This is a genomic window from Actinomadura scrupuli (assembly GCF_050971785.1).
GTDB classification, from domain to species: domain Bacteria; phylum Actinomycetota; class Actinomycetes; order Streptosporangiales; family Streptosporangiaceae; genus Actinomadura_E; species Actinomadura_E scrupuli.
The window spans coordinates 819,844-843,953 of sequence record NZ_JBPCCU010000001.1 but is presented as its reverse complement, the minus strand read 5'-3'; the positions used below and the strand labels follow the sequence as shown (position 1 = coordinate 843,953).

Sequence of the window (24,110 nt, the reverse complement as noted above, 5' to 3'; positions counted from 1 at the left end):
CCGGGCGATCGTCCACCGGCGGCCGTCAGCCGGTTCCTCAGCCGCGGGGCGCCCAGGCGATGGCGCTCACCCCCTGGGCGAGGGGCGTGCTGACCGTGCCATGGGTGACGACCAGGGCACCGGCGGGCCGGCCGCCGCCGAGCGCGCCGGACGTCATGGTGCCGTTGAGCGTGGCCCGCCAGCCGGCCCGCCCGTAGAGCTGCTGGAGCACATGGTCTGCGGTCCGAACCCACCGGCCGCCCTCCGCGCGGTAGACCTGCGGGGTCACCGCCGTCTCCGCCACCTGGCCCGCGCCGGTCGCGCTGGTGGACCGGCAACCCGCCGGTTGGGGGACGAAGGCGGTGTAGGCGGTGCCTGCGGGGTCGAACCACACCGACCCGGTGTAGCCGCGGGCCGGCATGGCGGGGCGGCTCGCCCGCCCGGTGGCGGCGTCCAGCAGGACGACCGAGTCGGTGTTGGCGCAGTAGCCGCCGTGCGAGCTGATCAGGTAGCCGATCCGCCTGCCGTCCGGGCTGGTCGTGAAGTTCCACGGGACCGTGTTGTCGGTCGTGGGATCGCGGGGGCTGCCGAAACGGGTGGCGTGTCCCGCGGTGTCCACCTGGTAGAGCGTCTGCGGACCGCCGGCGGCGCTGACCCCGGTCCCGTACCCCACGATCAGCGCGCCGGAGGCGGTCACGGTGTGCAGGTTGAAGGTGTTGGTGACGGGGCCCAGGGGCGGCAGGCCGGTCACCCGCGTACTGACCGGTCTGGCACTGGCCGCGGAGTAGTAGAGCAGATGCGGGCCTCCGGTGAGGCCTCCGCCGGTGACCAGCCGGTCTCCCTGGAAGGCGGCCGAGTCGCAGGTGCAGTCCCAGGAACGCACCCGGCCGCCCCCTCGGACGTCGGCGAGGTAGATCGTGCTCTTCGGGTAGCGCTCGGCGATCCAGCCGAGCCGCGTACCGTCGGCGGACCAGACCAGGTTGCCGACCCTCATTCCGGCCGGCACCGCCGCGAGCGTCCGCGCCGCGCCGGTCCCGGAACGGATCTGGACCGCGGTGGCGGTGGCGTACGCGAGCGTCGGCGGGCGCGGCGGGGGCCCGGCGACGGGTTTCGCGGCCGGCTGGGCGGCCACGACCACCGCGGCGGCGCCACCGGCGGCGACGACCGCGGCGGTGCCGCCGATGACCGCCTTGCCGAGCACCGTCTTGTAGAAGACCCGCCGGCCCGTGGCCACGGCGCCGTGGCCGACCGCCGACCCGACGCCGTGGCCCGCGGCGGCCTGACCGGCCGCCTGCGCCGCGGCGTGACCCGCCTGCGCCGCCGCGTGTCCGGCGGCCTGCCCCGCTCCGATCAGCAGCCCGGCCAGCGGGGAGAGCGCGGCCAGCGCGGCCGCCGCCGCCCCGAGCGCCCGCCAGCCGCGCGTCTCCCAGTCCGGGCCGTACGCCGCGCCGGCCACGGTCTCCAGCTCGGTCACGAACGCGGCGGCGCTCGGCGGCCGTTCCCCCGCCGTTTTGGCCATGCCCCGCGCGACGAGTTCGCGCAGCGGTTCGGGCACGTCCGCGACCGGGACCGGCTCGGTGAGGTGCAGGCCCATGAGCGCGACCTGGTCGTCGGCGGTGTAGGGCCGGTGGCCGGTGACGCACTCGAAGAACACGCAGGTCGCCGCGTACACGTCGGTGGAGGGGGTGGCGGGTTCGGCCCGCCACTGCTCGGGTGCCATGTAGGCCGGGGTGCCGCTGCGGTCCTGCCGTCCGGTGAGGGTGGCCACGCCGAAGTCGATGAGCTTGCTGAGCCCGTCGTCCTCCACCACGACGTTCGCGGGCTTGTAGTCGCGGTGCACCACCCCGAGCTCGTGCGCGGCGGCCAGCCCGAGCAGCGAGCCCTTCAGCACCGCCAGGGACGCCTCGGGGGTGAGCGTGCCGTGCCGGTCCAGCGCCACCCGCAGTGAGACCCCGTCCACCGCCTCCATGAGGATCGCGGCGCCCTTGCCGGGCTCCTCGACGTAGTCGTACAGCTTGGCGACGTACGGGTTGGCCACCCGCCGCAGCAGCCGGGCCTCCTCCCGGAAACGGGTGAGATCACCGGTGCCGAAGACGTACTTCACGGCGACGACCATGCCGCTCGTGTCGTGCCTGGCGAGCACGACCCTGCCCTGGGCTCCGGCCCCGAGCTCGCGGAGCTCGGTGAACCCCGCCACGCGCCAGCGAGCCGGTTGATCCATGGCCGTCATGATGCCGGACCTTCACCGGCCGGGTCCCGGCATTTATCACCGACCCTGGGCGATCAGGACATCTGGGACCCCGCGAGGGTCTTGAGCTCGTCGAGCGCCTCACCCATGTAGTCGATCATCTTCCACACGTCGGGGACCATGTCGGGGCAGGCGATGATGCCGACGTCGATGTTGCCGTTGTAGGAGAACACCGTGATGTTGAGGCCGCCGGTGACATCGCTGATCACCGAGACCGGGTAGTACCCGAGGATCCGGGCGCCGCGCACGTAGAGCGGGATCTGCGGGCCCGGCACGTTCGAGACGACCAGGTTCGTGGACCGCAGGAGGGAGCTCGGCGCGAACTGCAGCGCCAGCCGGGTGGCCACCGAGGCGACCGGCGTGGGCATCAGCGAGCTGAGCTCGTGCAGCCAGGCACCGGAGGAGGCGACGAACCGGCGTTTGACCGCGCGCATGCTGTTGCGCACCGCCTCGAAGCGCTCGCGGTGGTCGGCCACGTGCGTCGCCAGCGGGGCGATCATCACCGCGAGCTTGTTGGCGCTCTCCTCGCAGGTCTCATCGCCGTTCTGCCGCAGCGACACCGGCACGGCGGCGACGAGCGGCCCGTCCGGCAGCGCGTCGTGCTCGACCAGCCAGCGGCGCAGCGCCGACGCGCACAGGGCCATCACCACGTCGTTGAGGCTGCCGCCCAGATGCTGGCGGACCCACTTGATCTCCTCCAACGGCAGCGAACCGAACGCGAACCGCCGGCGCGGGCCGATCGTGCCGTTGAACGGGGTCGGCGGCGGCGTCAGCCTCGGCACCTGATGCTTCCCCTTGGTGTCCACCCGCATCATCGCGCGCAGGGCCTGCGTCACCTTGTCCACCCCGGGGTACTGCCCCGGACCCGGGATCTGGTCCAGGTGGGTGGCGGTATGGACGAACGCCCGGCTCGTGAGGACCGGGTGCAGCACGGTCCTGACCAGGCCGGCGCCGAGCATGGCCAGCGCGCCGGGCGCCCGCTGGGGCTCCTCCACCGTGTCCGGCAGCGGGCGCGGCTCGGGCGAGAGGTCGAGCAGCGCGGCCAGGGTCTCCGCGGCGAGGACCCCGTCGATGGCGGCGTGGTGCACCTTGACGTAGATCGCGGTGTGGCCGCCGGCCAGGCCCTGCACGAGATACAGCTCCCACAGCGGGCGGCGCCGGTCGAGCGGCGTCTCGTGCAGCCGGGCGATCTCCTCGCCGAGCTGCCTCGCGTCACCCGGGTACGGCAACGCGACCTCGCGCACGTGCTCGGACGGGTCGAAGTCCGGGTCGTCGATCCAGTAGGGCAGGTCCAGGCCGAGGGGCACCTCGACCAGCCGCTGGCGGATCGGCTTGGCGAGATGCGCGCGCTCGCGTACCAGCTCCACCATGTCGCCACGGGTCAGCCTGCCGTTGGGGCAGGAGGTCGTATCCAGGATGCCCAGGCCCCCGATGTGCGCGACGGTGGTGCCTCCCTCGATGTGAAGGAAGTTAGCGTCCAAAGCAGTCAGCTGACTCATCATGTGACCCCATCTGCTCGTCTGTGCGCACCCGACTCCTACTGGCTACGCATTACCGACAAGTAGGTCAATGAAGGCTGAAACTACGTAACACGGACTTAACGCGGCGTCGTCGGGCCGTTACACCAGGCTTTTCCCCCTGGTCGGCACGTTCCAATCCCGGAGAACCGACCATGGTGAGCCGACGGCGGACCGGGACCCTTTCCACCCGTCGAGCATGCCCTCAATTGGTATTGATCAGGCGTTTCCGGCATTTAGTGGCCTTCTCGTGATCGGCTGGGTACGCGGCATCCTCGCGGAGGCCCGGCAAGGCCGTCCCGGGCGGCGGAATCCGGACCGGCCCGCCTTCGTCCCCGGTTCGCCCCTCGATCGGCCGGTCGATCACTAGAGTTGCCGACCATGACGGGACGTCCGCTGAATGAGATCGTCGAGGCCGGCTGGGCCACCGCGCTGGAGCCGGTCGCCGGCCGGATCGCGGAGATGGGCGAGTTCCTGCGCACGGAGGTGGCCGCCGGCCGCCGATACCTGCCGGCCGGTCCGCACATCCTGCGGGCCTTCCAGCAGCCGTTCCAGGACGTACGGGTGCTGATCGTGGGCCAGGATCCGTACCCGACGCCCGGGCATCCGGTCGGGCTCAGCTTCTCGGTGGCGCCCGAGGTACGGCCGCTGCCCGGCAGCCTGATCAACATCTTCCGGGAGTACGGCGCCGACCTCGGCCATCCGGAACCCGCCAACGGCGATCTCACCCCCTGGACCGAACGCGGAGTGCTGCTGCTCAACCGATCGCTCACCGTGGCGCCCGGCAGGCCCGCCTCGCACCGCGGAAAGGGCTGGGAAGAGGTCACCGCGCAGGCGATCCAGGCGCTGGCCGCGCGGGGCACCCCGCTGGTGGCGATCCTGTGGGGGCGGGACGCCCGCAATCTGCGTCCGCTGCTGGGCGGCGTGCCGTGCTTGGAATCGGCGCATCCCAGCCCGATGTCGGCCGACCGCGGATTCTTCGGCTCCCGCCCCTTCAGCAAGGCCAACGCCCTGCTCGAACGCCAGGGCGCGCAGCCCCTCGACTGGAAACTCCCCTGACCCGACCCGGCGGCGACCGGGCGGACCGGCGGCCCGCCGGGCGTGGGTCAGGAGGTGCCCATCCGGTGGCAGGCGTCGAAGCCCCGGCGGAACAACTGGAGTGACAGCCGGGTCGCGTCCTCGACCTTCTGCCGCTCCTCGTCGCTCCCCACCGTGATCTTGATGAGCTCCAGGGCCTCGCGCGGGTGCGCGTCGTCGTACTCCGCGTGCTCGGTGAGCCACAGCAGGGCGGTCTTGCTGCCGTCGAGGCGTCGCTCGAAGGCCGGCATCACCAGCCGCGTCCACTCGCCGGTGGTGCCCTCGATGGCGTAGTTGACGGCGCCGAGGGCCTCCGCCAGGGTGCCGCGGTAGGCCATCGACCAGAGGTACTCCTGGAGCGCGGCGACCTCCGGCCCCGGCCGGTGGGCGACCATCTCCTCGTAGGTGATGCCGAGCCCGATGGCCCAGTCGATGAACCACTGGGCGTGCAGGGCCTCGGTCCGGATGTTGCCGATCAGCCAGTCCCTGGCCAGGATGTCGCCCGGCCGGCGGCCGAAGGTCGTCTTACCGAGGGTGACGCCCATGTACTTCGGGAAGGACTCGACGACGCCGAAGAATTCCAGCAGCACGTGGCGCCAGGAACGTTCCGGCAGCGGGCCTTGCACGGTGGCCTCGAACAGCGGAGACTCGAGAACCCCGCTCCACTCCGGCTTGATGTTCGCCATCATGCTTTCGACCCAGGCCGGATGAACACTTTCAGCCAGTTCCCGCTTGATGGTCCGATGGTGGTGAGTACGCGAAGGGGGCCGTGTGCCAGTGGTCATTACGTTGCTCCTCTCGATCGTCCCGCCTGGATCTTTTGACCGTTTGAGTATCCGTAAATCCCACTGGACCGGTCAATCTATACCTTTTATATGTGCCTGTCAGACGAAATGTCAGTAGTCCGAAATCAGCTATTTGTACGGCGATGTCCTGTTGTATTCGGCCCATTCGGCCGATAATCATCAGACGCCGCCGTTCCCTCGCCCCTGGAGATCATAATGACGGAGTCTCGCGAGCATGCCGTCGTCATCGGAGGCAGCCTGGCCGGGCTGCTGGCCGCCCGGGTTCTGGCCGACCACTTCGACAAGGTCACCGTCATCGACCGCGACCGGTTCCCCGAGGACCCCGCGTTCCGGCCGGGGATCCCCCAGGCCCGCCACCTGCACGTGCTCTGGACCAAGGGCCTGGAGATCATCGAAGACCTCTTCCCGGGGATCGAGGCGGAACTGCTGGCCGCCGGGGTCCCGGAGCTGGGAATCCCCAAGGACGTGCTCTGGCTGACCTCCGAGGGCTGGCGCCGCCGGTTCGAGGTGACCCGCATGCTGACCTTCAGCCGTCCCCTCCTCGACTGGACCGTCCGGCGGCGCATGGCCCCGCGGCTGACCCTGCTCACCCACCAGGAGGTCACCGGACTGGTTCCGGCCGGCCCGGGGACGCAGCGCAAGAAGGTCGCCGGGGTGGAGGTCCGGGAGGTCGGCACCAACGGCACCAGCACTCCCCTCCACGCCGACCTGGTCGTCGACGCCTCGGGCCGCGCCTCCCGGGCCCCCGAGTGGCTGGTCCTGCTGGGCTATCCGTTCCCCAAGGAGACCAAGGTGGACCCGCTGCTGGGGTACACCAGCCGCTACTACGCCATTCCCGAGGGCTTCGACCCCGGCTGGCAGGCGCTCTACCTCCAGGCCGAGGCACCGCACAGCAAGCGCACCGGCGGGCTGTTCCCGCAGGAGGGCGGCCGCTGGATCTGCAGCCTCAGCGGAGCCGGCCGTGACTACCCGCCGACCAGCGAGGACGGCTTCCTGGACTTCGCCAAGGGGCTGCGCGACCCGGTCCTGTACGACGCCATCCGCACCGCCGAGCCGCTGACCCCCATCACCGCCTTCCGCCGGACGGCCAACCACCGCAGGCACTACGAGCGGCTGCCCTCCTGGCCCGAGGGCTTCATCGCGGTCGGCGATTCCGTCTGCGCCTTCAATCCCATTTACGGACAGGGCATGAGCGTGGCGGCGTTGCAGGCCGTCGTCCTCGACGAGCTGCTGTCCGCGAGTCCCGCCGGCCTGACCCGGGCGTTCCAGCGCCGGGCGATGCGCTGCGGGTCGGGGGCCTGGCTGGTCGCCACCGGCGAGGACTTCCGCTACCCCGGCACGGAGGGCGCGCCGATCCGCCCGCACAACCGGATCATCAACCGGTACGTCAGCCGGGTGGTGGCCGCGGCCAACGTCGACGAGAGCGTCTGCGCCGCGCTGCTCGACGTGCTCGCCCTGCGGCAGGAGCCGCCCTCGCTGTTCCGGCCCTCGGTCCTGCGGCGGGTGCTGCTCAATCGGACCCGCCCTCCCGCGGACCGCGCGAACCTGCTCCCCGAGCCCGGCGAACTGGAAGGCGCCCGCCACTGACCGGCACCGATGACCCGGAGTGAGTTACCGTTCTCCCATGACGGAGATTGTGTACCCCCCGGTGATCGCCACTGCCAAGACGTTGTTCCGCGTCCTCGGGCTCAAGTTCCGGATCGAGGGAGCCGAGCATCTGCCGAAGACCGGTGGTGCGGTCCTGGTGAGCAACCACGTCAGCTATCTCGACTTCATCTTCGCCGGGCTCGGCGCCAACCCGGCCGGGCGGCTCGTCCGGTTCATGGCGAAAAAAGAGGTCTTCGACAACAAGATCTCCGGCCCGCTGATGCGCGGCATGCACCACATCCCGGTGGACCGCGAGGCCGGTGCGTCCTCGTACGCCGCGGCGCTCAAGGCGCTGAAGGGCGGTGAGGTCATCGGGGTGTTCGCCGAGGCCACGATCAGCCGTTCCTTCACCGTCAAGGACATCAAGAGCGGCGCCGTGCGGATGGCGGTCGCGGCCAAGGTGCCGATGATCCCGATGGCCGTGTGGGGCGGGCAGCGGCTGTGGACCAAGGGTCGGCCGCGCCGGCTCTTCCAGCGGCGGATCCCGATCACGATCCTGATCGGCGAGCCCATGTACCCCAAGCGGGGCGACGACTACGACAAGGCCACCGACGACCTGCGGGCCCGGATGTCGGAGCTGGTGGAGAAGGCCCAGCGCGAGTACCCCGAGAAGCCCAAGCCGACGGAGACCTGGTGGCAGCCGGCCTACCTCGGCGGCACCGCGCCGACGCCGGAGGAGGCCGCGGCGCTCGACGACAAGGACAAGGACTCCAAGCGACAGGACTGACGCCTCGACGCCCTCCGCCTCCGCCGACCCAGACGTACCACGGAAATTCGCTGGACGCCGGGCGGGAAGGGGCCTGATCATCGAGGACATGTCCACCCCCAAGGAGCCGCTGCGCCTCATCGAGCCCGTCCACGACGCCGCCGACCCGGTCGCCGGGCTGCCCTGGACGATGAACTTCGACGACTCCGACTCGGCCCGGGACATCATCGACGCCCTCGCGCTGGAGCCCTTCGTCTCCGGCCGCCAGCCGTGGGCCCGCTCGGTCGACCTCGAGCGGGTACGGCCGGAGGCGCCGCTGCGGCCCGCGGGCTCGCGGGTGCTGCGGATGACCACCACGGACGACGGCCCGACCGCGTTGCTGGCCGACGGCGCGGGCTGGACGCTGCGGGCCATCCGGTGGCGTAGCGGGTCCGCGCAGGTGGAAGTGACCGCGACCAGCGACGACCTGGCGCGTACGATCCTGGAGGAGTCGACCCGGGACGCCACCGAGCCGGCCCCGCAGGACGAGGCCCAGGTGGAGATGGGGTTCTGGCACCTGACCGCGCACGGGCCGCGCCGCCGGGAGCGGAACATCACCACCGCCACCTGGCCGGAGATCCGCGGCAACTACTCCACCGACGTGACCGGGGCCATGGACCGGCTGATGACCCTGTCGGCCGCCGACGTGACCGGCCGGCTGCTGCTGTTGCACGGCCCGCCCGGCACCGGCAAGACCACCGCGCTGCGCTCGCTGGCCCGCGAGTGGGCCGACTGGTGCCAGTTCGACTGCGTCCTGGACCCCGAGGTGCTCTTCGGCAACCCCGGTTACCTCATGGAGGTCGCGGTCGGCACCGACGGCGACGAGGAGGAGAAGCGCCGCTGGCGGCTGCTGATCCTCGAGGACTGCGACGAGCTGATCCGCGGCGAGGCCAAGAAGTCCACCGGCCAGGGGCTGTCCCGGCTGCTCAACCTCACCGACGGGATGCTCGGCCAGGGCCGTGACGTGCTGGTGGCGATCACCACCAACGAGGACCTGACCCATCTGCACCCCGCCGTCGTACGGCCCGGCCGCTGTCTGGCCCAGATCGAGGTGGGCCCGCTGTCGCAGGCGGAGGCCACCGGCTGGCTCGGCGACGACTCCGCGGCGGCCCGCATCGGGCCGGAGGGGGCGACCCTCGCCGAGCTGGTGGCCATGCGCAACGGCGAACGCCAGATCGCCACCCAGGAGCAGGCCCGCAACGCCCAGGACACCGGCTTCTACCTCTGACCCCGCAATCCCCCTTCACCCCCGCGCCTTCCTCTCAACCCCTCCGTGATCAGCAATCGTTCGTCGAACGATTGCTGATCACGGAGGGGGCGGGGGCCACTGATGGGGATTGGCCCTGGTCGGCCCGGCTGGGGAGGGTGCAAGGTGGAAGGCATGAACGAGCTGCACCGCGAGACCCGCGCCGTCCACGTCCCCGTCCGGCAGCCCGCCGGCAGCCGCCCTCTCGGAGTGCCCATCTACCAGGGACACCTGTTCGCCTTCGATGACGCCGACTCGATGGCCGCCGCCTTCGACGGCCCCGAGGGCGCCTACTTCTACAGCCGGCTCGGCAATCCCACGGTCCGTGCCTTCGAGGACGCCGTCGCCGAGCTCGAAGGCGGAACGGGCGCCATCGCCACCGGCTCCGGCATGGGCGCCATCAGCGCCGTCCTGCTCGCCCTGCTGAAGACCGGTGATCATCTCATCGCCCAGCGGTGCCTCTACGGCGGCACCTACGCCCTCGTCCGCGACCTGACCGAGCGCTGGGGGGTCGAGGTCACCTACGTCTCCGGCGACGACCCCGAGGAGGTCCGTGCCGCGCTCCGGCCCGAGACGCGCGTGCTCTACCTGGAGACCATCGCCAACCCGACCACCCAGGTCGCCGACCTGCCCGCGCTGCTGGCCGTCGCCCGGGAGGCCGGTGTGACGGGGGTGGTGGACAACACCTTCGCCACTCCGCTGCTCTGCCGGCCGATCGAGTACGGCGCCGACGTGGTCGTCCACTCGGCCACCAAGTACATGAGCGGTCACGGCGACGCGCTCGGCGGCGTGGCGGTCTTCGCCGACGCCGCGCTGCACCGGCGGGTCTGGGATCACGCCGTCGAGCTGGGAGCCTCGGCCGACCCGTTCATGGCCTGGCTGGTGCTGCGCGGCCTGACCACGCTGGCGCTGCGCATGGAACGGCACTGCTCGAACGCGCAACTGCTGGCCGAACGGCTCGCCGCGCATCCCGCGGTGACGCGGGTGCACTACCCCGGGCTCCCCGGCGACCCGTGGCACGAGCTGGCCGGGCGGCTGATGTCCGGTTACGGCGGGGTGGTCTCGTTCGAGCTCGCCGGCGGGCGCGAGGCCGGGCGCACCTTCATCGAGGCCGTACGGCTCGCCTCGCTCGCGGCGTCCCTCGGGGCGGCGAAGACGCTGGTCATCCATCCGGCCAGCACCTCCCACCGGCAGCTCGACGCCGCCACGCTGGAGGCCGCGGGGATCGGCGAGGGGACCGTGCGCATGGCGGTGGGCATCGAGCACCCCGAGGATCTGTGGGCCGACCTGGAGCAGGCCCTCGTCAAGGCGAGCTGAGCACTGGACAGATGTCCACCTCCATCGAGTACGCTCAACCTAGCGATTGCTTGTTTTACGCGGATGGAGGCTCCGGACATGATCGAATTCCACCCTGTCACCCGGAACATCGGGGCCGAGGTCACCGGAGTTGACCTGAGCAAGCCTCTGGAGGCGGAGCAGGTCGCCACGGTCCGGCAGGGCCTGCTGGACCACATGGTGCTGTTCTTCCGCGACCAGAACATCACCGACGAGGAGCACCTGGAGTTCGCCAAGAACTTCGGCACGCTCAACCTGCCGCCGATGGACACCTCGGGCAGCGCCATCCATGTCCTCGACCAGACCGACCCGAAGGGCGAGGGCGGCGACCAGTGGCACAGCGACAACACCTTCATGAGGACCCCGCCCATGGGTTCGCTGCTGCGCGCGGTGATGCTGCCGAAGGTCGGCGGCGACACCAACTGGGCCAACATGTACATGGCCTACGACTCGCTGCACCCGTCGATCCAGCGGCTCTGTGACGAGCTGTACGCCGAGCACGACCTCACCATGTCGGTGTCGAAGGCGATCGACAAGGGGCATCGGCTGGACCTGCGGGCCATGCAGGACAAGAATCCGCCGTCCGTCCACCCGGTGGTCCGCGTCCACCCGGAGACGGGCCGCAAGGCGCTGTACGTCAACCGCAGCTCGGTGACCCGGCTGATCGGCCTGTCCCGCCGCGAGAACGAGGCGCTGCTGCCCCTGCTGTTCGACGCCGTACGCGACCCGCAGTTCCAGGTCCGCCTCAACTGGCGGGTCGGCACGCTGGCCTTCTGGGACAACCGGCCCACCCAGCACTACGCGGTCGCCGACTACACCCAGCGGCGCAAGATGCACCGCGTCACCGTCAACGCCCCGGCGGAGCTGGACGACGGCATTCCGCAGGGGCCCGGCGGGGTCACCGGCGCGGACGCGCCGGCCGAAGCCGCCGCCGCCCGCTACCTCTGAGCTCCTCCCGGCCACCCGCCCCTTCCGCCCGTCCCCGTCCCGGCCGCCGTGCACTCCCCGGCCCGCTCGCGCTCCGCGTGAGCGGGCCGGCGTCGTCAGGGGTTCCCGATCCGGGTCGTGGGCCATATCGTTGTGTGCGCAAGGAGATCGGGGTCACACTCCCGCCTTGCGGACCCGGCCCGGGCGTGTTCCGGCGTGACGGTTGAGGAGTGCGACGTGAAGTTCTTCCTGCTCGTCTGCTGTGCGGTGGTGTGCGTCGCGCTGAGCTTCATGTGGCACAAGCCGTGGCTCGGCGGCGTGGGGTTGCTGTGCGGATTCGCCACCATGTGGATCGACCGGGATCCGGTCCGGGTCGAGGCCCGGGAGCGCGAGCTGGAAGGGACCATGGAGGTCCGCAAGATGCGCGCCAAGCGGTCGCGCTGACCCGGGAGCCACCCCGCGGGCCGGCTACTTCTTGGGCTTGGCGGTGGGCGTCGCACCGGCCGCCGGAGCGGTCGCGCCGGTGCCGTCGGTGGTGTCGGACGGGCTGCCGATCGGGGTCAGCTTGCTCACCTTCCACACGCCCTTCTGCTTGACCAGGTCGACCACCAGGTAGTTGTTGGCCATCGGCGCGCTGCCCTGCTCGGTGGTGAGCGTGATGTCCACCGCGATCAGGCCGGTGGCGAACTCGCCGTTCACATTGCCGACGATCACCTGGCGCGCCTTGGACACTGTGGTGACCTTGGCCTTGGCGGGGTCGGTCAGCGTCTGCGCCTTGGCCGCGTTGGCCTGGAACACGCTGAGCGCGTCGCCGACCATGTAACTCGCGATCTTGTCCTGGGACGACTTGACCCGGGTGGTGTCGTAGGTGCCGATCACACCGCCGAACTCGGTGAGCTTGGCCTCGACCGCCCTGCGCGCCTCCTGCCTGGCCGACAGGTCGCTCGCCTGCCGCCACTGGAAGAGCCCGAAGGTGGCCAGGGCCGCGATCACCACGATGGCGGCGGCGGTGCGCACGGCGGGTGCGGCGATCAGGTGCCGCAGTCCGCCGAGAGCCTCTCCCCCGTCCCGTTCCGCCGGTGCGCCGGCCTTGCGGGCGGTCCGGGTACGGGCCGGTCGCGGCTCGTCTGCCGCCTCGTCGGCCTCGTCGTCGGCCTCGTCCCGAGCCGCGCCCTCAGCCGCGCCCTCAGTTGCGTCGTCGGCCGCGTCGTCGGTCTCGTCCCGAGCCGCGTCCCGGGCGGTGGTCCGCACGGCCGGCCTGGGCCTGGCGGGCCGCGCCTCATCCTCGTCGGCGGCATCGAGCCGGTCCAGCACCTCGTCCAGGTCCTCGTCATCGATGATCTCGACGACCCGGACGCGCCGGACCTTCTTCCTCGCCGGGGCCTTGGCGACGGGCTCCGGCCGCCCCTCCTCACCGGTCACGACGTCCTCGGCCTCGACGTCCTCGACCTCGACGGCCGGGGTCTCGGCGGCCTCGCGCCCCTTGGTGGTGTCGGTGCTCACTGGCGTCTCCTAGGAGGGTGGGATCTGCGTCCGCGTCGACGTCCGGGCAACAGGGGCACGGTACCGGCCAGTACCTTGATCAGGATCAGCAACGCGAGCAGCGGCGGGACGTAGAGCAGCCAGCCCGGCGGACCGCCGGTGCCCTCCTGTGAGGCGTTCTTCAGCGTCACCGGCGCGGCGGTGGCGGGCGGGTACTGCGGCGGATTGACCTGAGCGAGTGCCTTGGACGGGTCGGACACCTGCTTGACCTTGCCGGGGCTCCGCCCATCGCGGCAATTCGGGATCTTCGCGACGCCGGGCTGCGGCACCGGGTACTTGTACTCCAGCGTCGCCTTCGTCTTCAGGGTCAGGATGAACAGAACCTTCAGGACGTACTGCCCTTGGTCCTTGCCGATGACGTCGCCCAGCGCCTGGGCCAGCGAGGGCGCCAGCGCCAGGCTCTCGCCGAGATTCGCCAGGCCCCTGGCGTTGGCGAAGTCAGGGAGCCCGGCACCGAGCGCGTCGAACGTGCAGCCGAGGTCCGCGCCGCCGGCCTCGAGCAGCCTGTTGACCTTGGCGAGCAGGTCGGGGCCCCGGTCACGGATCCGGGCCAGCTCCGCACGCACGCTGCTCAGCGCGGCGGTGGTGGCCGCGAGGTCGTCGATGCCCTGGCCGAGCGCGCCCCGGTGCACGGCGACCTCATGGGTGATCTTCGTCAGGTCCTTGGTCAGGTCGTCGATGAGCCCGGAGTTGGCCGCGAAGCTGGAGGTGATCTTGTCGGCCCCGTCGATGGTCTGGCGCAGCGAGTCGGCACGGCCGCTCCACCCGACCGACAGCTCGTGCACGAGGATCCTGGCGTCGTCGGGGTCGACGGCGCTGAGCGCCTTGTTCACCGCGCCGAAGAGCTCACCGTAGGAGGCCGGCACCGAGGTCTGGGTCACCGCGATCACCGCTCCCGGGCGCAGCGGCGGCGCGTCGGCCCGTCCGGGAGCCGGGGTGAGCTGGACGAAGGGCTCGCCGACCGCCGACTTGCGGCCGGCGGCGGCCGTGACCCCCTGCGGGATCTTCGTGCCGCGCTTGATGCCCATCTTCACCACGACCTTGCCGGTCCGGAGATCGACCTTCTGGATCTTCCCGACCGGGATGCCGAGATAGTCCACCTCGAAGTTGGGATGCAGGCCCGGCGACGCGGTGAACTCGGCGGTGATCGTGTACGGCCGCTCGATGAAGTCGAACGTCACGACGTTCTGCAGCGCCCACCAGATGACGACGACGCTGACCGTGCCGAAGACGGCCAGGTTGATCAGGATGCGCCTGTTCATCAGGGGCGCCCCAGGAGTTGGTTCAGGTTCGGCAGCAGATCCCGTAGCTTGGCGAGCGGGTCGGCGGCGGTGGTCCCCTTCTTGGTCTTCGCGGACGTGGACCCGCCGCCGAGGTCGATCGGCTCCGTCTGGCCCGGCAGCACGATCTTGAGGATCGGGTAGAGCAGCAACTGCCCGTCGTAGGTGGCCCGGGGCAGCCTGTTGACGAACCGCTCCAGCCCGGTGACCAGGGAGGTGAGCCGGGCGCGGTCGCCGCCCAGCTGCCGCAGCACCGGGTCGAGCCGGTTCAGCGTGGTCCGCAGCTCCGCCGCCCGGCCCAGCAGGACCTTCTGGTTGAGCAGCCGGGCGGTCCTGGTGAGGTTGCGCACCAGCGTCAGCGCCTGGTCCTTGTTGGCCAGGATCAGGTTGGTGGTCCGCTCCAGTTCGCCCGGCGCCCGGGCGAGCTGGTCACGGCCGTTCGCCAGCGACCTGCCCAGCCTGGCCAGTTCCTCGACCGCGGTGCCGAGCTGCTCGCGCTGCCGGCCGAGGATGTCCACCAGCCGGCTGGACTTGGCCACCAGCGTGTGGAGTTCGGGACCGTTGCCGGCCAGGGAGGTGGCCCCGGCGTCGACCACGGCGCTCAGGTCGTCGCCGGCGAGCGCCTTCAGCAGTTCCCCGGCCTTCGCGGTGACCGTCTCGAACTGCGGGGTCACGCTGGTCCTGGTGATCTCCGCGCCGTTCGCCAGGAAGGGGCCACCGGTCATGCTGGCGTTGGGCGGAAGGCTCAGCTTCACGTAGTTCTCACCGAGCAGCGAGGTCACCGAGATCTCGGCCGCGGTGCCGACCGGGATCCGGTATTCGTCCTTGATGGACATGGTCACCTTGACCCGGTAGCCCACCAGCTTCACGGCCGTGACCGAGCCCACCTTCACGTCCGCCAGCTGAACGCTGTGGCCGGCGACAAGGTTCTGCGCGTCGTCGAACGTCGCGACCAGCCTGAGGTCGCCGGTGGGCGCCCCGAGCGTGCGGATGGAGCACGCCGACAGCAGCACCGTCACCAGGGCGAGCGCGAGCACGGCCGGTCCCCGCCTCACTTGGTGCCTCCCATCCAGGGACAGTTGGAGTTGGGCGGCGGCAGCGGGCAGGGCACGTAGTCCTTCCTGGTCAGTCCCCGGATCCAGGTGCGCAGGAAGGCGTCGGCGGCGAACCGCAGGACCAGCGCGTGCTTCTTCGGGTCCCACCCGTTGATGAAGGTCTTGGAGACCTTCGGCAGCGCCCTGAGCAGCACGCTCAGCCGGTCGCTCTGGCCGTCGACGACCAGGGAGATGCGGGCGATCACCGACAGGTCGTACGGCAGGTTCCCCTGGTAGCGCTCGAGCAGCCCGTCACCCTGGTCGATCAGCACGGCGACGTTCCGGACCAGCTGGGTGAGGCTCTGGCGCTCCGAGGCGAGGATCCGGCTGACGGTGGCGAAGTCGTCGACCAGCTCCCCGATCACCTGCTCCCGGCCTCGTACCACTCCCGCCACCTGATGGAGGTTGTCGGCGACCTTCAGCAGCTCGTCGGTCTGGCCGGCGATGTTGGAGGTGAGCCGGCCGCCCTGTTCGAGCGCCTGGTTGAACGCCTGGCCGTTGCCGTCGAACGACTCGGCGGCCCCGCCGAGCGCCTTCTTGACCTTGGTGGGGTCGAGGGCGTTGGCCACGTTGGTGAAGGCCTTCAGCGCCTCGTCGGTCTCCACCGGCACATGGGTGTGGTCCAGCTGGATCACCTTGCCGTCGCGCGCCTTGGGCATGCCCGGCTGCCAGGCCGGGCTCAGCACCAGGTTGCGCTCCCCGATCAGGTTGAGCGGCACGATGGAGGCCTCCAGCCGGTCGGGCAGCGGCACCTTCGCGTCGACGCTGAAGTCGACCCGGATGCGGTCGCCCTCGGCCCGTACCCGGTCGACGCTGCCGACGTTCAGGCCCATGACCTTGACCCGGGACTTCTCGTAGAACGCGGTGGCGCGCTCGAAGTAGGCGGTCATGTGCTTGGGCCGGTCCTGGGGGGCCAGGGAGCACCCGCCCAGCGGGGCCACCAGCGCGGCGGCGAGCGCGACGAGGCCTGAGGTACGCAACCTGGAGTTCATCCTCATCCTCCCGGGATCCGGCTGGAGACGGGCCCGGGTGGCTGTAGCGGGCCCAGCCCGGTGAGCAGTCCTTCGATCCACCGGCCGCCCTGGCCGTAGGTGTTGGCCGTCTGGGCGATGGTCGGGCCGAACACGGCCAGGCCGGTGTTGAGCGACTCCATGTTGGGCGCCAGCCGGGTGGTCAGCAGATGCAGGTCGGCCAGGATCTGGTCGATCTGCTTCTCGTGCCGGGTGAGGGTGGCCGTCAGCGAGGCGACCACCTGGTTGCCCCGGCCGAGCGTCGCTGCCAGCTCGTTGCGGCGCGCCACCAGGGTGGCCAGCAGCGACCTGCTCGCGTTGATGATCCGGACGAGCTGGTCGTTCTTGGAGGCCAGCGTGCCGGTCACCCGCTTGCTGTTGGCGATCAGCTGCTGGATCTCGGGATTGTCGTCGTTGAGCACCTTGGTGAGCCGGGTGAAGTTGGCGAGCATCGTGTGCAGCTGGTCGCGCTCGGGAACCTTGATCTTCGCGGTCGCGTCCAGGAGCTTGGTGACCGACTTCTGGTCGAGCGACTGGGTGATCCGGGTGGTGTTCTCCAGCGCGTCGGTGACCGTGAAGGGCACCCCGGTGCGGTCGAGCGGCACCCGGCGCTGGGCGGCGGGCAGCGTCTGGACGTACGGCGGCGCCACCGGCCCGGTGAGCCGCAGGTACCGGCCTCCCAGCAGGGTCGAGAGCTGGACCTCGGCCCGGGTCTGCCGCCCCAGGCGGATGTCCCCGTCGACGTACCAGCTGATGATCACCTTGCCGTGGTCGTAGTCCGGTCGGACCTCCGTGACCCGGCCGGCCTTCACCCCGGCGACCCGGACGTCGTCGCCCTTCTTGATCCCGCCGGTGTCGGTGAACACCCCGCTCATCGTGTAGCCGCCGTCGAACAGGTGCATCTGGCCCGCCGCGTAGGCGAAGGCACAGGCCGCGCCGATCACCAGCAGCGAGACGATCGCGACCACCCGCCGGTTGACGTCGCGCAGGGACTTGAGCGCCATCATCGGCCTCCCCGCAGCATCTGGGCGAGCTTCTTGAGCTCCTCGTAGGAGTACTGCCGGCCGCCCGCGCCCCTGGCGTTGCCGGCGGTGGCTCCGGGCAGCTGCATCCTGAACGGGCAGGGGCCCTGGACGACGTTGAGGCAGAGCGCGTCCGTGCGCAGGAAGTGCCCGCCGTTGCCGGCCGCGAACAGCCGGCGCAGGGCCAGCGGAAGCTCCTGCACCATCAGCTCCAGCTTGTCGACGTTCAACCGGAAGGTGCCGGTGAACCGGGCGAGGTTGTCCACCACCCGGCCCAGTTGTGCCTGCTGGCCGCCGAGGACCTGGTCGAGGCTGGTGGTGACACCGGAGACCTGGACCAGGGTGTCGTTGAGCAGCTTGGAGTTGCCGTCGAGCAGCTCGGTGATGGCGGCCAGGTTGTCGACGCTCCGGGCGATCTGGCCGTCGCGCTGCTTGATGACCTCGCTGACGTCCTTGTAGTCCTTGACCATCTGGTCGATCGTCCTGCTGCGCGCCGCGAAGGTCTGGAGCAGCCCGTCGAGGTTGCTGGTCAGCAGGTTGATGTTGTTCTCGTTGCCGTCCAGCGTGGTGGCGAAGGCCTGCAGCACCTGGTTGATCTGGTCGGGGTCGAGGCTGCGGGTGAGCGGGCCGAGGCTGTTGACGATGTCGCCGAGGTCCACCACCGAGAGGGTGTGCTGCACCCGTGCGCCGTCGGTGAGCATCGAGGTGCTCCGGCCCGGCTCCAGGTAGATCTGCCGGGTGCCGATGAGGCTGCGCCAGCGGATCGAGGCCGTCGAGTCGACCGGCAGCCTCACCTCCTTGTCGACCTGCATCCTGACCTCGGCCCGGCCGTCCTTGACCTTGATGCCGCCGACGCGGCCGACCGGGGCGCCGGCGACCTTCACCTGATCGCCGACGAGCAGGCCGGTGACGTCGTCGAAGGTGCCGACGAGGGTGTACCGGTCGCTGAAGGAGGTGCCCGTGATCTGCTGGCCGATGAAGAACGTCAGCAGCCCGGTGAACACCGCGAACACGGCGAACCGCAGCAGCGAGCCGCGGTCGGGACCGCGACCGCGCTTCCGGGCGCCGATGGCCGCCATCACCTGGCCCCCTGCTGCGGGCAGACGTCCACCAGGGTGAGGCAGAGGTCCAGGGGCAGGGTGTTGACGGCCTGCGCCAGCAGGGTCCCGCTCGGCCCGGGGACCCGGACGATGCTCGAGATGCCGCCGAAGAAGCCGTTCAGGCCGTCGATCAGCAGCGGCACGTTCCTGCGCTGCCGGTACAGGACGTCGATCAGGTCGCCGCCGGTGTCCAGGACCAGGGCCGCCTGGTCGCCGTGGTCCCGCAGGCCGTCACCGGCGGTCGCGGCCGCGCGGCCGGCGCCCGCCAGCAGCTGAGTGATCTTGTCCGGGCGGTCGTTGAGCACCGGCGACAGGGCGTTGAGGTCCCCGGTGATGCCGACGATCTCGTCTCCCCGCGAGCCCAGGGTGTCGGAGAGCCCTTCGATGTCCAGCAGCGCCTGCCGCAGCGCCGCCCTGTTGCGATAGGCGCCGTCCACCACCGTGGCGGCGTTGTCGATCGTCCGCCGCAGCGCGGGCCCCTTGCCGTTCAGCCCCGCGGCGAAGGTGTGCAGGATGGTGGCGATCTCCTGCGGGTCGATCGCCGACGTCAGCCGATAGGCGGGCCAGGCGGTGTCGGACAGTTCCTGCGGGTCGGTCGTCCTGGCGATGTTCCCGCCGTTGGGGAGATAGGGGCCCGAGCCCTCGCCGCTGCCGAGGTCCAGCGTGAGGTCCTTGGGCCCGAACACCGAGATCGGCTCGATCCCCGCGGACGCGCTCCGCGGCACCTTGATGCCGCGGTCGACCCGGAACCGCACCACCGCGCGTCCCCTGTCGTCCAGGCCGACGCCGCTGACGCTGCCCACCGCGATGCCGCGGATCTTGACCTTGGAGCGCTCGTCGAGGCCCTGCCCGGCACGCCCGAACGTCGCGCTGTAGTGCGTCGCGCCGGGGTGGCTCTGCACCGCGCCCCCGGCCAGGGCGGCGGCGCCGCCGACCATGACCGCCATGCCGACGGCGGCGAACGTCAGCCGGGAGCGCGCGGAAAGCTCTGAGGGCATCATCCGGTCAGGCTCACCGTCCCTCCGTTGCCCCAGAAGATGTAGGACATGACCAGGTTCATCACGATGACCGCCACGCTGGACTCCCTGATGGCCCGTCCGGCGGCGTTGCCCACCCCGACCGGGCCGCCGAAGGCGTAGTAGCCGCGGTAGCAGTGGATGAAGACGACGACGAAGGCGAAGACCGCCACCTTGACGACGCTGTAGAACACGTCGATCGGCGGCAGGTACAGGTGGAAGTAGTAGTCGTAGATGCCGGGCGACAGGCCGAAGTACTGCACCGAGATCAGCCGGGAGGCGAAGAAGCTGGCGAACAGCGCCACCAGGTACAGCGGCACGAGCGCCAGCACCGCGGCGGCCACCCGGGTGCACACCAGGAAGGCCAGCGAGTTCACGCCCATCACCTCGAGCGCGTCGATCTCCTCGGAGATGCGCATGGCGCCGATCTCGGCGGTGAACGCCGAGCCCACCTGGGCGATGAGCGCCACGCCCGCGATGATCGGGGTCACCTCCCGGACGCTGGAGAAGCTCGCGACCAGGCCGGTGAACGACTCGGCGCCGATCCGGGCCAGGTTCGGATAGCCCTGCAACCCGACCTGCAGACCGGTGAAGAACGACATGGAGAAGACCACGAAGACCATGCCGCCGCCGATCACCAGGGCGCCGACGCCGATGGTGATGTCGCTCATGTTCTGGAAGACCGTCTTCCAGTACTTCCGGCGCAGGACGATGTCGAAGAGCAGGTGGTAGACCACCCGGCCGAGGAAGACGGCCAGGTTGGCCGAGCCGGCCACGCCCGCCGCGCGGTCCTGGACCGCCCGGCCGAACCGGCGTACGGATTGGCTGGCGACCATCAGAACCTCGGGGGAACGAGTACGAAGTACAGCGCGGAGATCACGTAGTTGGCGGCGAACACCAGGATCGAGGTGACCACCGTCGACTTGTTGACCGCCCGGCCGACGCCGACCGGACCGTAGTCGCAGTTCATGCCCATGTGGCAGGCGACCGCGCCGGCGATGAAGCCGAAGACCCAGGCCTTGAACAGGGTGACCAGCAGGTCGGAGAGCTGTAGGAGCGAGGCCGCGCCGTCGAAGAACGCCCCCGGGCTCACCCCCTGCTGGATGACGTTGAAGTAGTAGCCGCCCGCGACGCCGGAGAGGATGACCAGCGAGCAGAGCAGCACCCCGATCGTGCTGGCGGCCCACAACCGTGGCGTGACCAGCCGGTGGATCGGGTTGATGCCCATGACCTCCATCGCGGCGAGCTCGTCGCGGATGTTGCGCGCCCCCATGTCCGAGGCGATGGCGGAGCCGCCCGCTCCGGAGATGAGCAGGGCCGCTGCCAGCGGGGCGACCTGCTGCACCATCGCGGCGACGACGGCCGCGCCGGTGTTCGACTGGGCCCCGATCTGCCGGGAGATCTCACCCACCTGCAGCGAGATCGTCGCTCCGAGCGGAATGGCGATGAGGAAGATCGGAACACTCGTCACGCGGGCGATGAACCAGCACTGCTCGATGAACTCGCCCCACCAGCTCCGGATGTCCCAGGTGCGGCGCATCCCCTCGATGAAGGTGACGCACAGGTCTCCGGTCACGTCGAGCGCCGAGCCGGCCCGCTGCCGGGCCACGCCTGCGCCCTTGTCGAGCAGCAGTGCCATCAGCCGGAACCCGCACTGAAAACGGCCAGACGAAGCATCACAGCCTCCCTAGGCGTCCCGGGCCTCGACGCGAACCTCCGGGCCCGCCTCTCGATCGGTCTCCCGATCGTCACCCGACGTCACAGGACATGCCGTCTTCCACGATGAGACGGTAATCACGTCTGTGATCTGGAGCACTGTATTGGAAGTCGGTCGGCGAAGTTAGTAGCTAAGTCATGATTTGTCAGAAGCTACTATCCGGCGCCGCTAATTTTCTGTTCCGTCAGGCGGGCTCCCGGTGCGACCGGTCGGGACGGCGGAACCACCACTCCCGGCATGGCTGAGCAGGGCCGATGTACGCGGTCGCGGATTCCGGCGACCCGGCGGGCGGCCGGTGCGCCGGGCGCGCGGGGCGGACCGCGGCTCCGGATCCGGTACGGCGCGCGGCGGACGACGGCGGCCTCTGGCCAAGAAAAAGGCCGGAAACTATACAGAGTTCGGCGATCTTAGGGCAATCTACCTATCCATGCGGCACGTTCCCCAAAGCCCCCCGCGTCGGCCCCGTGCCACCGCTCCCCGTACCACCACCTCCCGTAACGGCTCCCGCAAGGCCCCCCGGAAACGCCCGCGCTCCCGCCCGGAACGCAGGGCTCCGCTGTTCCTCCGGATGCTCACCCACAACGCCACGATCATCTGTGCCGCGATCGTGGCCATGGGCGCGGGCGTGTTCTACTTCACCCCCGGCAAGGGCGGCCCGCCTGCCGCCGCCGGAATGTCCGTCGAGCAACTCGGCGATCTCATGAACCAGCAGTCCGACATGGACCCGGTCACGGCGAACGCGGTGGCCTACGCCAAGCAACGGGCGTACGAGAAGCAGGTGAAGGCCGACCGGCTGCTGGCCGAGAAGGCGAAGCGGGACGCCAAGGCCGCCGCCGCGCTGAAGGCCAAGAGGGACGCCGCCAGGAAGGCGGCGGAGCTGGCCAAGGCCAACCCGACCACGGCGCAGAACAAGGCACTCGGCAAGCAGATGAACGCGCTCAAGGGCTGGGGCCGCTGCTGGCCGTCGCTCCTGACGATGTGGACCCACGAGAGCAACTGGAACGAGCGGGCCGACAACCCGTCCTCGGACGCGTACGGCATTCCGCAGGCGCTGCCGGGCTCCAAGATGGCCTCGGCCGGGCCGAACTGGCAGACCAATTCCGCCACCCAGATCTCCTGGGGGCTCAGCTACATCAAAGCCCGCTACCGCGATCCGTGCGGAGCCTGGTCCTTCTGGCAGGCCCACCACTGGTACTGACCGCGTCCCGAGGCCGGTGACGGAACCCGTGCTCAGGCGGGCCGGGAGAGCCGGACGAGAATGCGGCAGACCTCATCGATGATCTCGTGCGCCTCGGCCTGGTCCACGGCGGCGGCGACCTCACGTCCGGCCTCGCCCATCACGGTGGTGAGCACCAGCGCCAGGACCTGAGCGGCCCGCTCGCCGCCGTGGCCGCGCAGCAGCCGGGTGTTCTGGCCAATCCACTGGCGGACCCGAGCGCGGCGCATCAGGGCGAACCCGCTGGGCCCCTCCCCCGACTGGAAGAGCCGGGAGGCCTCCCGTTGCTGCCAGCACACGTCCAGGAAGGCCCGGGCGCCGGCGATGAACAGGGCGATGGCGTCGGTCTCGCCGCTCTTGCGGGCCGTGGCGACGGCGAGGGCGGCCTGCCGCTCCTGCTCGGCGGTGAACTCCTCCCAGAGCGCGAGATACAGCCCGGCCTTCCCGCCGTAGTGGTGGTAGAGGCTGCCGACGCTGATGCCGGAGCGTTCGACGATCTCGGCGATGCCCGCGTCGGGATAGCCGCGGTCGGCGAAGATCACCTGGGCCGCGTCCAGCAGCGCTCTGCGGGTCGCGTCGGCCCTGGCCCACTGCCTTCCGCCGGTCTCCGCGGAGCCGTCGCCCGGCTGGTTCGTCGTTCTCATGGCGCCATCGTGCTTCCTCCCCACCCGGATTCTCCCGGGTTCGGCCCGGGAACCGGGGCCTTGACACACCCCCGCCCGCAAGCCGAGGCTGAACATATTCTAGAACCTTCTTCTAGAATCGGTCTCACAGTGATCGATCGAACGTGACCGGTACCGACGCTGAAGGGCAGGACCTGCGATGAGCCATCTGACCGGAAGGACCGCGTTCGTGACGGGCGCGGCCCAGGGCATCGGCGCGGCGACGGCGCTCAGGCTGGCGGCCGACGGCGCCAAGGTCGCCGTGGTCGATCTGACCGAGGAGTCCGGCAAGACGACCGCCGAGGCGATCCGCGCGGCCGGCGGTGAGGCGATCGCGGTGGCCTGTGACGTCTCCAGCAAGGACCAGGTGGAGGCCGCGGTCGAGCGGACCGTCGGGGAACTCGGCTCGCTGGACGTCCTGGTCAACAACGCCGGGGTGATCCGCGACAACCTGCTGTTCAAGATGTCCGACGACGACTGGGACACCGTCATCGACATCCATCTCAAGGGCGGCTTCCTGTGCTCGCGCGCGGCGCAGCGGCACATGGTGGCCGGCGCGTGGGGCCGGATCGTCAACCTCAGCAGCACCGCGGCACTCGGCAACCGCGGCCAGACCAACTACTCCACCGCCAAGGCGGGCCTGCAGGGCATGACCAAGACCCTCGCCATCGAGCTCGGCCCCTTCGGGGTGCACGTCAACGCCGTGGCCCCCGGCTTCATCGACACCGCGATGACCAAGTCGGTGGCGGAACGGGCCGGTGCCGACGCCGAGGAGCGCAAGGCGGCGGCCGCCAGGACGATCCCGCTGCGCCGGGTGGGCACTCCCGACGACATCGCCGGCGTCGTGTCCTTCCTGTGCGGTCCCGACTCCTCGTACGTCACCGGTCAGGTCATCTACGTCGCCGGGGGTCCCCGAGCCTGAGC

At 70.5% G+C, this 24,110-nt stretch carries 22 protein-coding genes; 9 read left to right on the top strand and 13 right to left on the bottom strand.

The features are described 5' to 3' along the window. Positions 1 to 37 precede the first annotated feature (37 nt). Positions 38 to 2,200, bottom strand: coding sequence for a serine/threonine-protein kinase (locus tag ACRYCC_RS03915; protein WP_433808756.1), 2,163 nt, complete (start codon positions 2,198 to 2,200; stop codon positions 38 to 40). A gap of 62 nt (positions 2,201 to 2,262) precedes the next feature. Further along, positions 2,263 to 3,708: a WS/DGAT/MGAT family O-acyltransferase gene (locus ACRYCC_RS03910; protein WP_433808754.1), complete on the bottom strand. Its 1,446-nt coding sequence runs from the start codon at positions 3,706 to 3,708 to the stop codon at positions 2,263 to 2,265. Between the two features lie 417 nt (positions 3,709 to 4,125). On the opposite strand from ACRYCC_RS03910, the gene ACRYCC_RS03905 reads away from it, so the two are divergent. Next, positions 4,126 to 4,803: a uracil-DNA glycosylase gene (locus tag ACRYCC_RS03905; protein ID WP_433808752.1), complete on the top strand. Its 678-nt coding sequence runs from the start codon at positions 4,126 to 4,128 to the stop codon at positions 4,801 to 4,803. Positions 4,804 to 4,850: 47 nt separating this feature from the next. Here the strand turns inward: ACRYCC_RS03905 and ACRYCC_RS03900 are convergent, their stop codons facing one another. Beyond that, positions 4,851 to 5,510: an iron-containing redox enzyme family protein gene (locus ACRYCC_RS03900; protein WP_433808750.1), complete on the bottom strand. Its 660-nt coding sequence runs from the start codon at positions 5,508 to 5,510 to the stop codon at positions 4,851 to 4,853. A 312-nt stretch (positions 5,511 to 5,822) separates the two neighbouring features. Here ACRYCC_RS03900 and ACRYCC_RS03895 point away from each other — a divergent pair, with 312 nt between their 5' ends. From ACRYCC_RS03895 to ACRYCC_RS03870, 6 genes are all read left to right on the top strand, one after another. Further along, entirely contained in the window at positions 5,823 to 7,214 is a 1,392-nt protein-coding gene (locus ACRYCC_RS03895; RefSeq protein WP_433808748.1) for an FAD-dependent oxidoreductase, read from the top strand. Positions 7,215 to 7,251: 37 nt separating this feature from the next. Continuing rightward, on the top strand, positions 7,252 to 8,001 hold the full coding sequence (locus ACRYCC_RS03890; RefSeq protein ID WP_433808746.1) for a lysophospholipid acyltransferase family protein: 750 nt from the start codon (positions 7,252 to 7,254) through the stop codon (positions 7,999 to 8,001). Positions 8,002 to 8,089: 88 nt separating this feature from the next. Continuing rightward, entirely contained in the window at positions 8,090 to 9,247 is a 1,158-nt protein-coding gene (locus tag ACRYCC_RS03885) for a DUF5925 domain-containing protein (RefSeq protein WP_433808744.1), read from the top strand. Positions 9,248 to 9,400: 153 nt separating this feature from the next. Next, positions 9,401 to 10,582, top strand: coding sequence for a trans-sulfuration enzyme family protein (locus ACRYCC_RS03880; protein WP_433808742.1), 1,182 nt, complete (start codon positions 9,401 to 9,403; stop codon positions 10,580 to 10,582). 78 nt (positions 10,583 to 10,660) lie between these two features. Further along, on the top strand, positions 10,661 to 11,548 hold the full coding sequence (locus ACRYCC_RS03875) for a TauD/TfdA dioxygenase family protein (protein WP_433808740.1): 888 nt from the start codon (positions 10,661 to 10,663) through the stop codon (positions 11,546 to 11,548). A gap of 216 nt (positions 11,549 to 11,764) precedes the next feature. Beyond that, a complete protein-coding gene (locus ACRYCC_RS03870) occupies positions 11,765 to 11,971 on the top strand; it encodes a hypothetical protein (RefSeq protein WP_433808738.1) in 207 nt (68 codons plus the stop codon). A 24-nt stretch (positions 11,972 to 11,995) separates the two neighbouring features. Here the strand turns inward: ACRYCC_RS03870 and ACRYCC_RS03865 are convergent, their stop codons facing one another. The 9 genes from ACRYCC_RS03865 to ACRYCC_RS03825 are packed head-to-tail and all read right to left on the bottom strand — an operon-like array spanning position 11,996 to position 21,230. After that, positions 11,996 to 13,030, bottom strand: a complete 1,035-nt coding sequence (locus tag ACRYCC_RS03865; protein WP_433808736.1) for a hypothetical protein — start codon at positions 13,028 to 13,030, stop codon at positions 11,996 to 11,998. Further along, positions 13,027 to 14,331 (bottom strand): MCE family protein, encoded by a 1,305-nt coding sequence (locus ACRYCC_RS03860; protein WP_433808734.1) that lies wholly within the window; start codon positions 14,329 to 14,331, stop codon positions 13,027 to 13,029. The genes ACRYCC_RS03865 and ACRYCC_RS03860 overlap by 4 nt, the downstream gene beginning before the upstream one ends. Then, on the bottom strand, positions 14,331 to 15,404 hold the full coding sequence (locus ACRYCC_RS03855; RefSeq protein ID WP_433808732.1) for an MCE family protein: 1,074 nt from the start codon (positions 15,402 to 15,404) through the stop codon (positions 14,331 to 14,333). Before ACRYCC_RS03855 ends, ACRYCC_RS03860 begins: the two co-directional genes overlap by 1 nt. Beyond that, positions 15,401 to 16,435: an MCE family protein gene (locus ACRYCC_RS03850; protein WP_433808730.1), complete on the bottom strand. Its 1,035-nt coding sequence runs from the start codon at positions 16,433 to 16,435 to the stop codon at positions 15,401 to 15,403. The genes ACRYCC_RS03855 and ACRYCC_RS03850 overlap by 4 nt, the downstream gene beginning before the upstream one ends. A gap of 2 nt (positions 16,436 to 16,437) precedes the next feature. Next, positions 16,438 to 17,460 carry an MCE family protein gene (locus tag ACRYCC_RS03845; protein ID WP_433808728.1) on the bottom strand — a complete coding sequence of 341 codons (1,023 nt, stop codon included), beginning with the start codon at positions 17,458 to 17,460 and terminating at the stop codon, positions 16,438 to 16,440. Then, entirely contained in the window at positions 17,457 to 18,554 is a 1,098-nt protein-coding gene (locus tag ACRYCC_RS03840) for an MCE family protein (protein ID WP_433808726.1), read from the bottom strand. Before ACRYCC_RS03840 ends, ACRYCC_RS03845 begins: the two co-directional genes overlap by 4 nt. Then, positions 18,554 to 19,576: an MCE family protein gene (locus ACRYCC_RS03835; protein WP_433808724.1), complete on the bottom strand. Its 1,023-nt coding sequence runs from the start codon at positions 19,574 to 19,576 to the stop codon at positions 18,554 to 18,556. The genes ACRYCC_RS03840 and ACRYCC_RS03835 overlap by 1 nt, the downstream gene beginning before the upstream one ends. After that, complete coding sequence (locus ACRYCC_RS03830; RefSeq protein WP_433808722.1) at positions 19,573 to 20,427, bottom strand: ABC transporter permease; 855 nt, start codon at positions 20,425 to 20,427, stop codon at positions 19,573 to 19,575. The genes ACRYCC_RS03835 and ACRYCC_RS03830 overlap by 4 nt, the downstream gene beginning before the upstream one ends. Next, positions 20,427 to 21,230, bottom strand: coding sequence for an MlaE family ABC transporter permease (locus tag ACRYCC_RS03825; protein ID WP_433808720.1), 804 nt, complete (start codon positions 21,228 to 21,230; stop codon positions 20,427 to 20,429). Before ACRYCC_RS03825 ends, ACRYCC_RS03830 begins: the two co-directional genes overlap by 1 nt. A 646-nt stretch (positions 21,231 to 21,876) precedes the next feature. Here ACRYCC_RS03825 and ACRYCC_RS03820 point away from each other — a divergent pair. Beyond that, complete coding sequence (locus ACRYCC_RS03820; protein ID WP_433808718.1) at positions 21,877 to 22,506, top strand: aggregation-promoting factor C-terminal-like domain-containing protein; 630 nt, start codon at positions 21,877 to 21,879, stop codon at positions 22,504 to 22,506. A 32-nt stretch (positions 22,507 to 22,538) separates the two neighbouring features. Here the strand turns inward: ACRYCC_RS03820 and ACRYCC_RS03815 are convergent, their stop codons facing one another. Continuing rightward, positions 22,539 to 23,168, bottom strand: coding sequence for a TetR/AcrR family transcriptional regulator (locus ACRYCC_RS03815; protein ID WP_433808716.1), 630 nt, complete (start codon positions 23,166 to 23,168; stop codon positions 22,539 to 22,541). A 178-nt stretch (positions 23,169 to 23,346) separates the two neighbouring features. On the opposite strand from ACRYCC_RS03815, the gene fabG reads away from it, so the two are divergent. Further along, positions 23,347 to 24,108 carry a 3-oxoacyl-ACP reductase FabG gene (gene fabG / locus ACRYCC_RS03810; protein ID WP_433808714.1) on the top strand — a complete coding sequence of 254 codons (762 nt, stop codon included), beginning with the start codon at positions 23,347 to 23,349 and terminating at the stop codon, positions 24,106 to 24,108. The last annotated feature ends 2 nt before the right edge of the window (positions 24,109 to 24,110 follow it).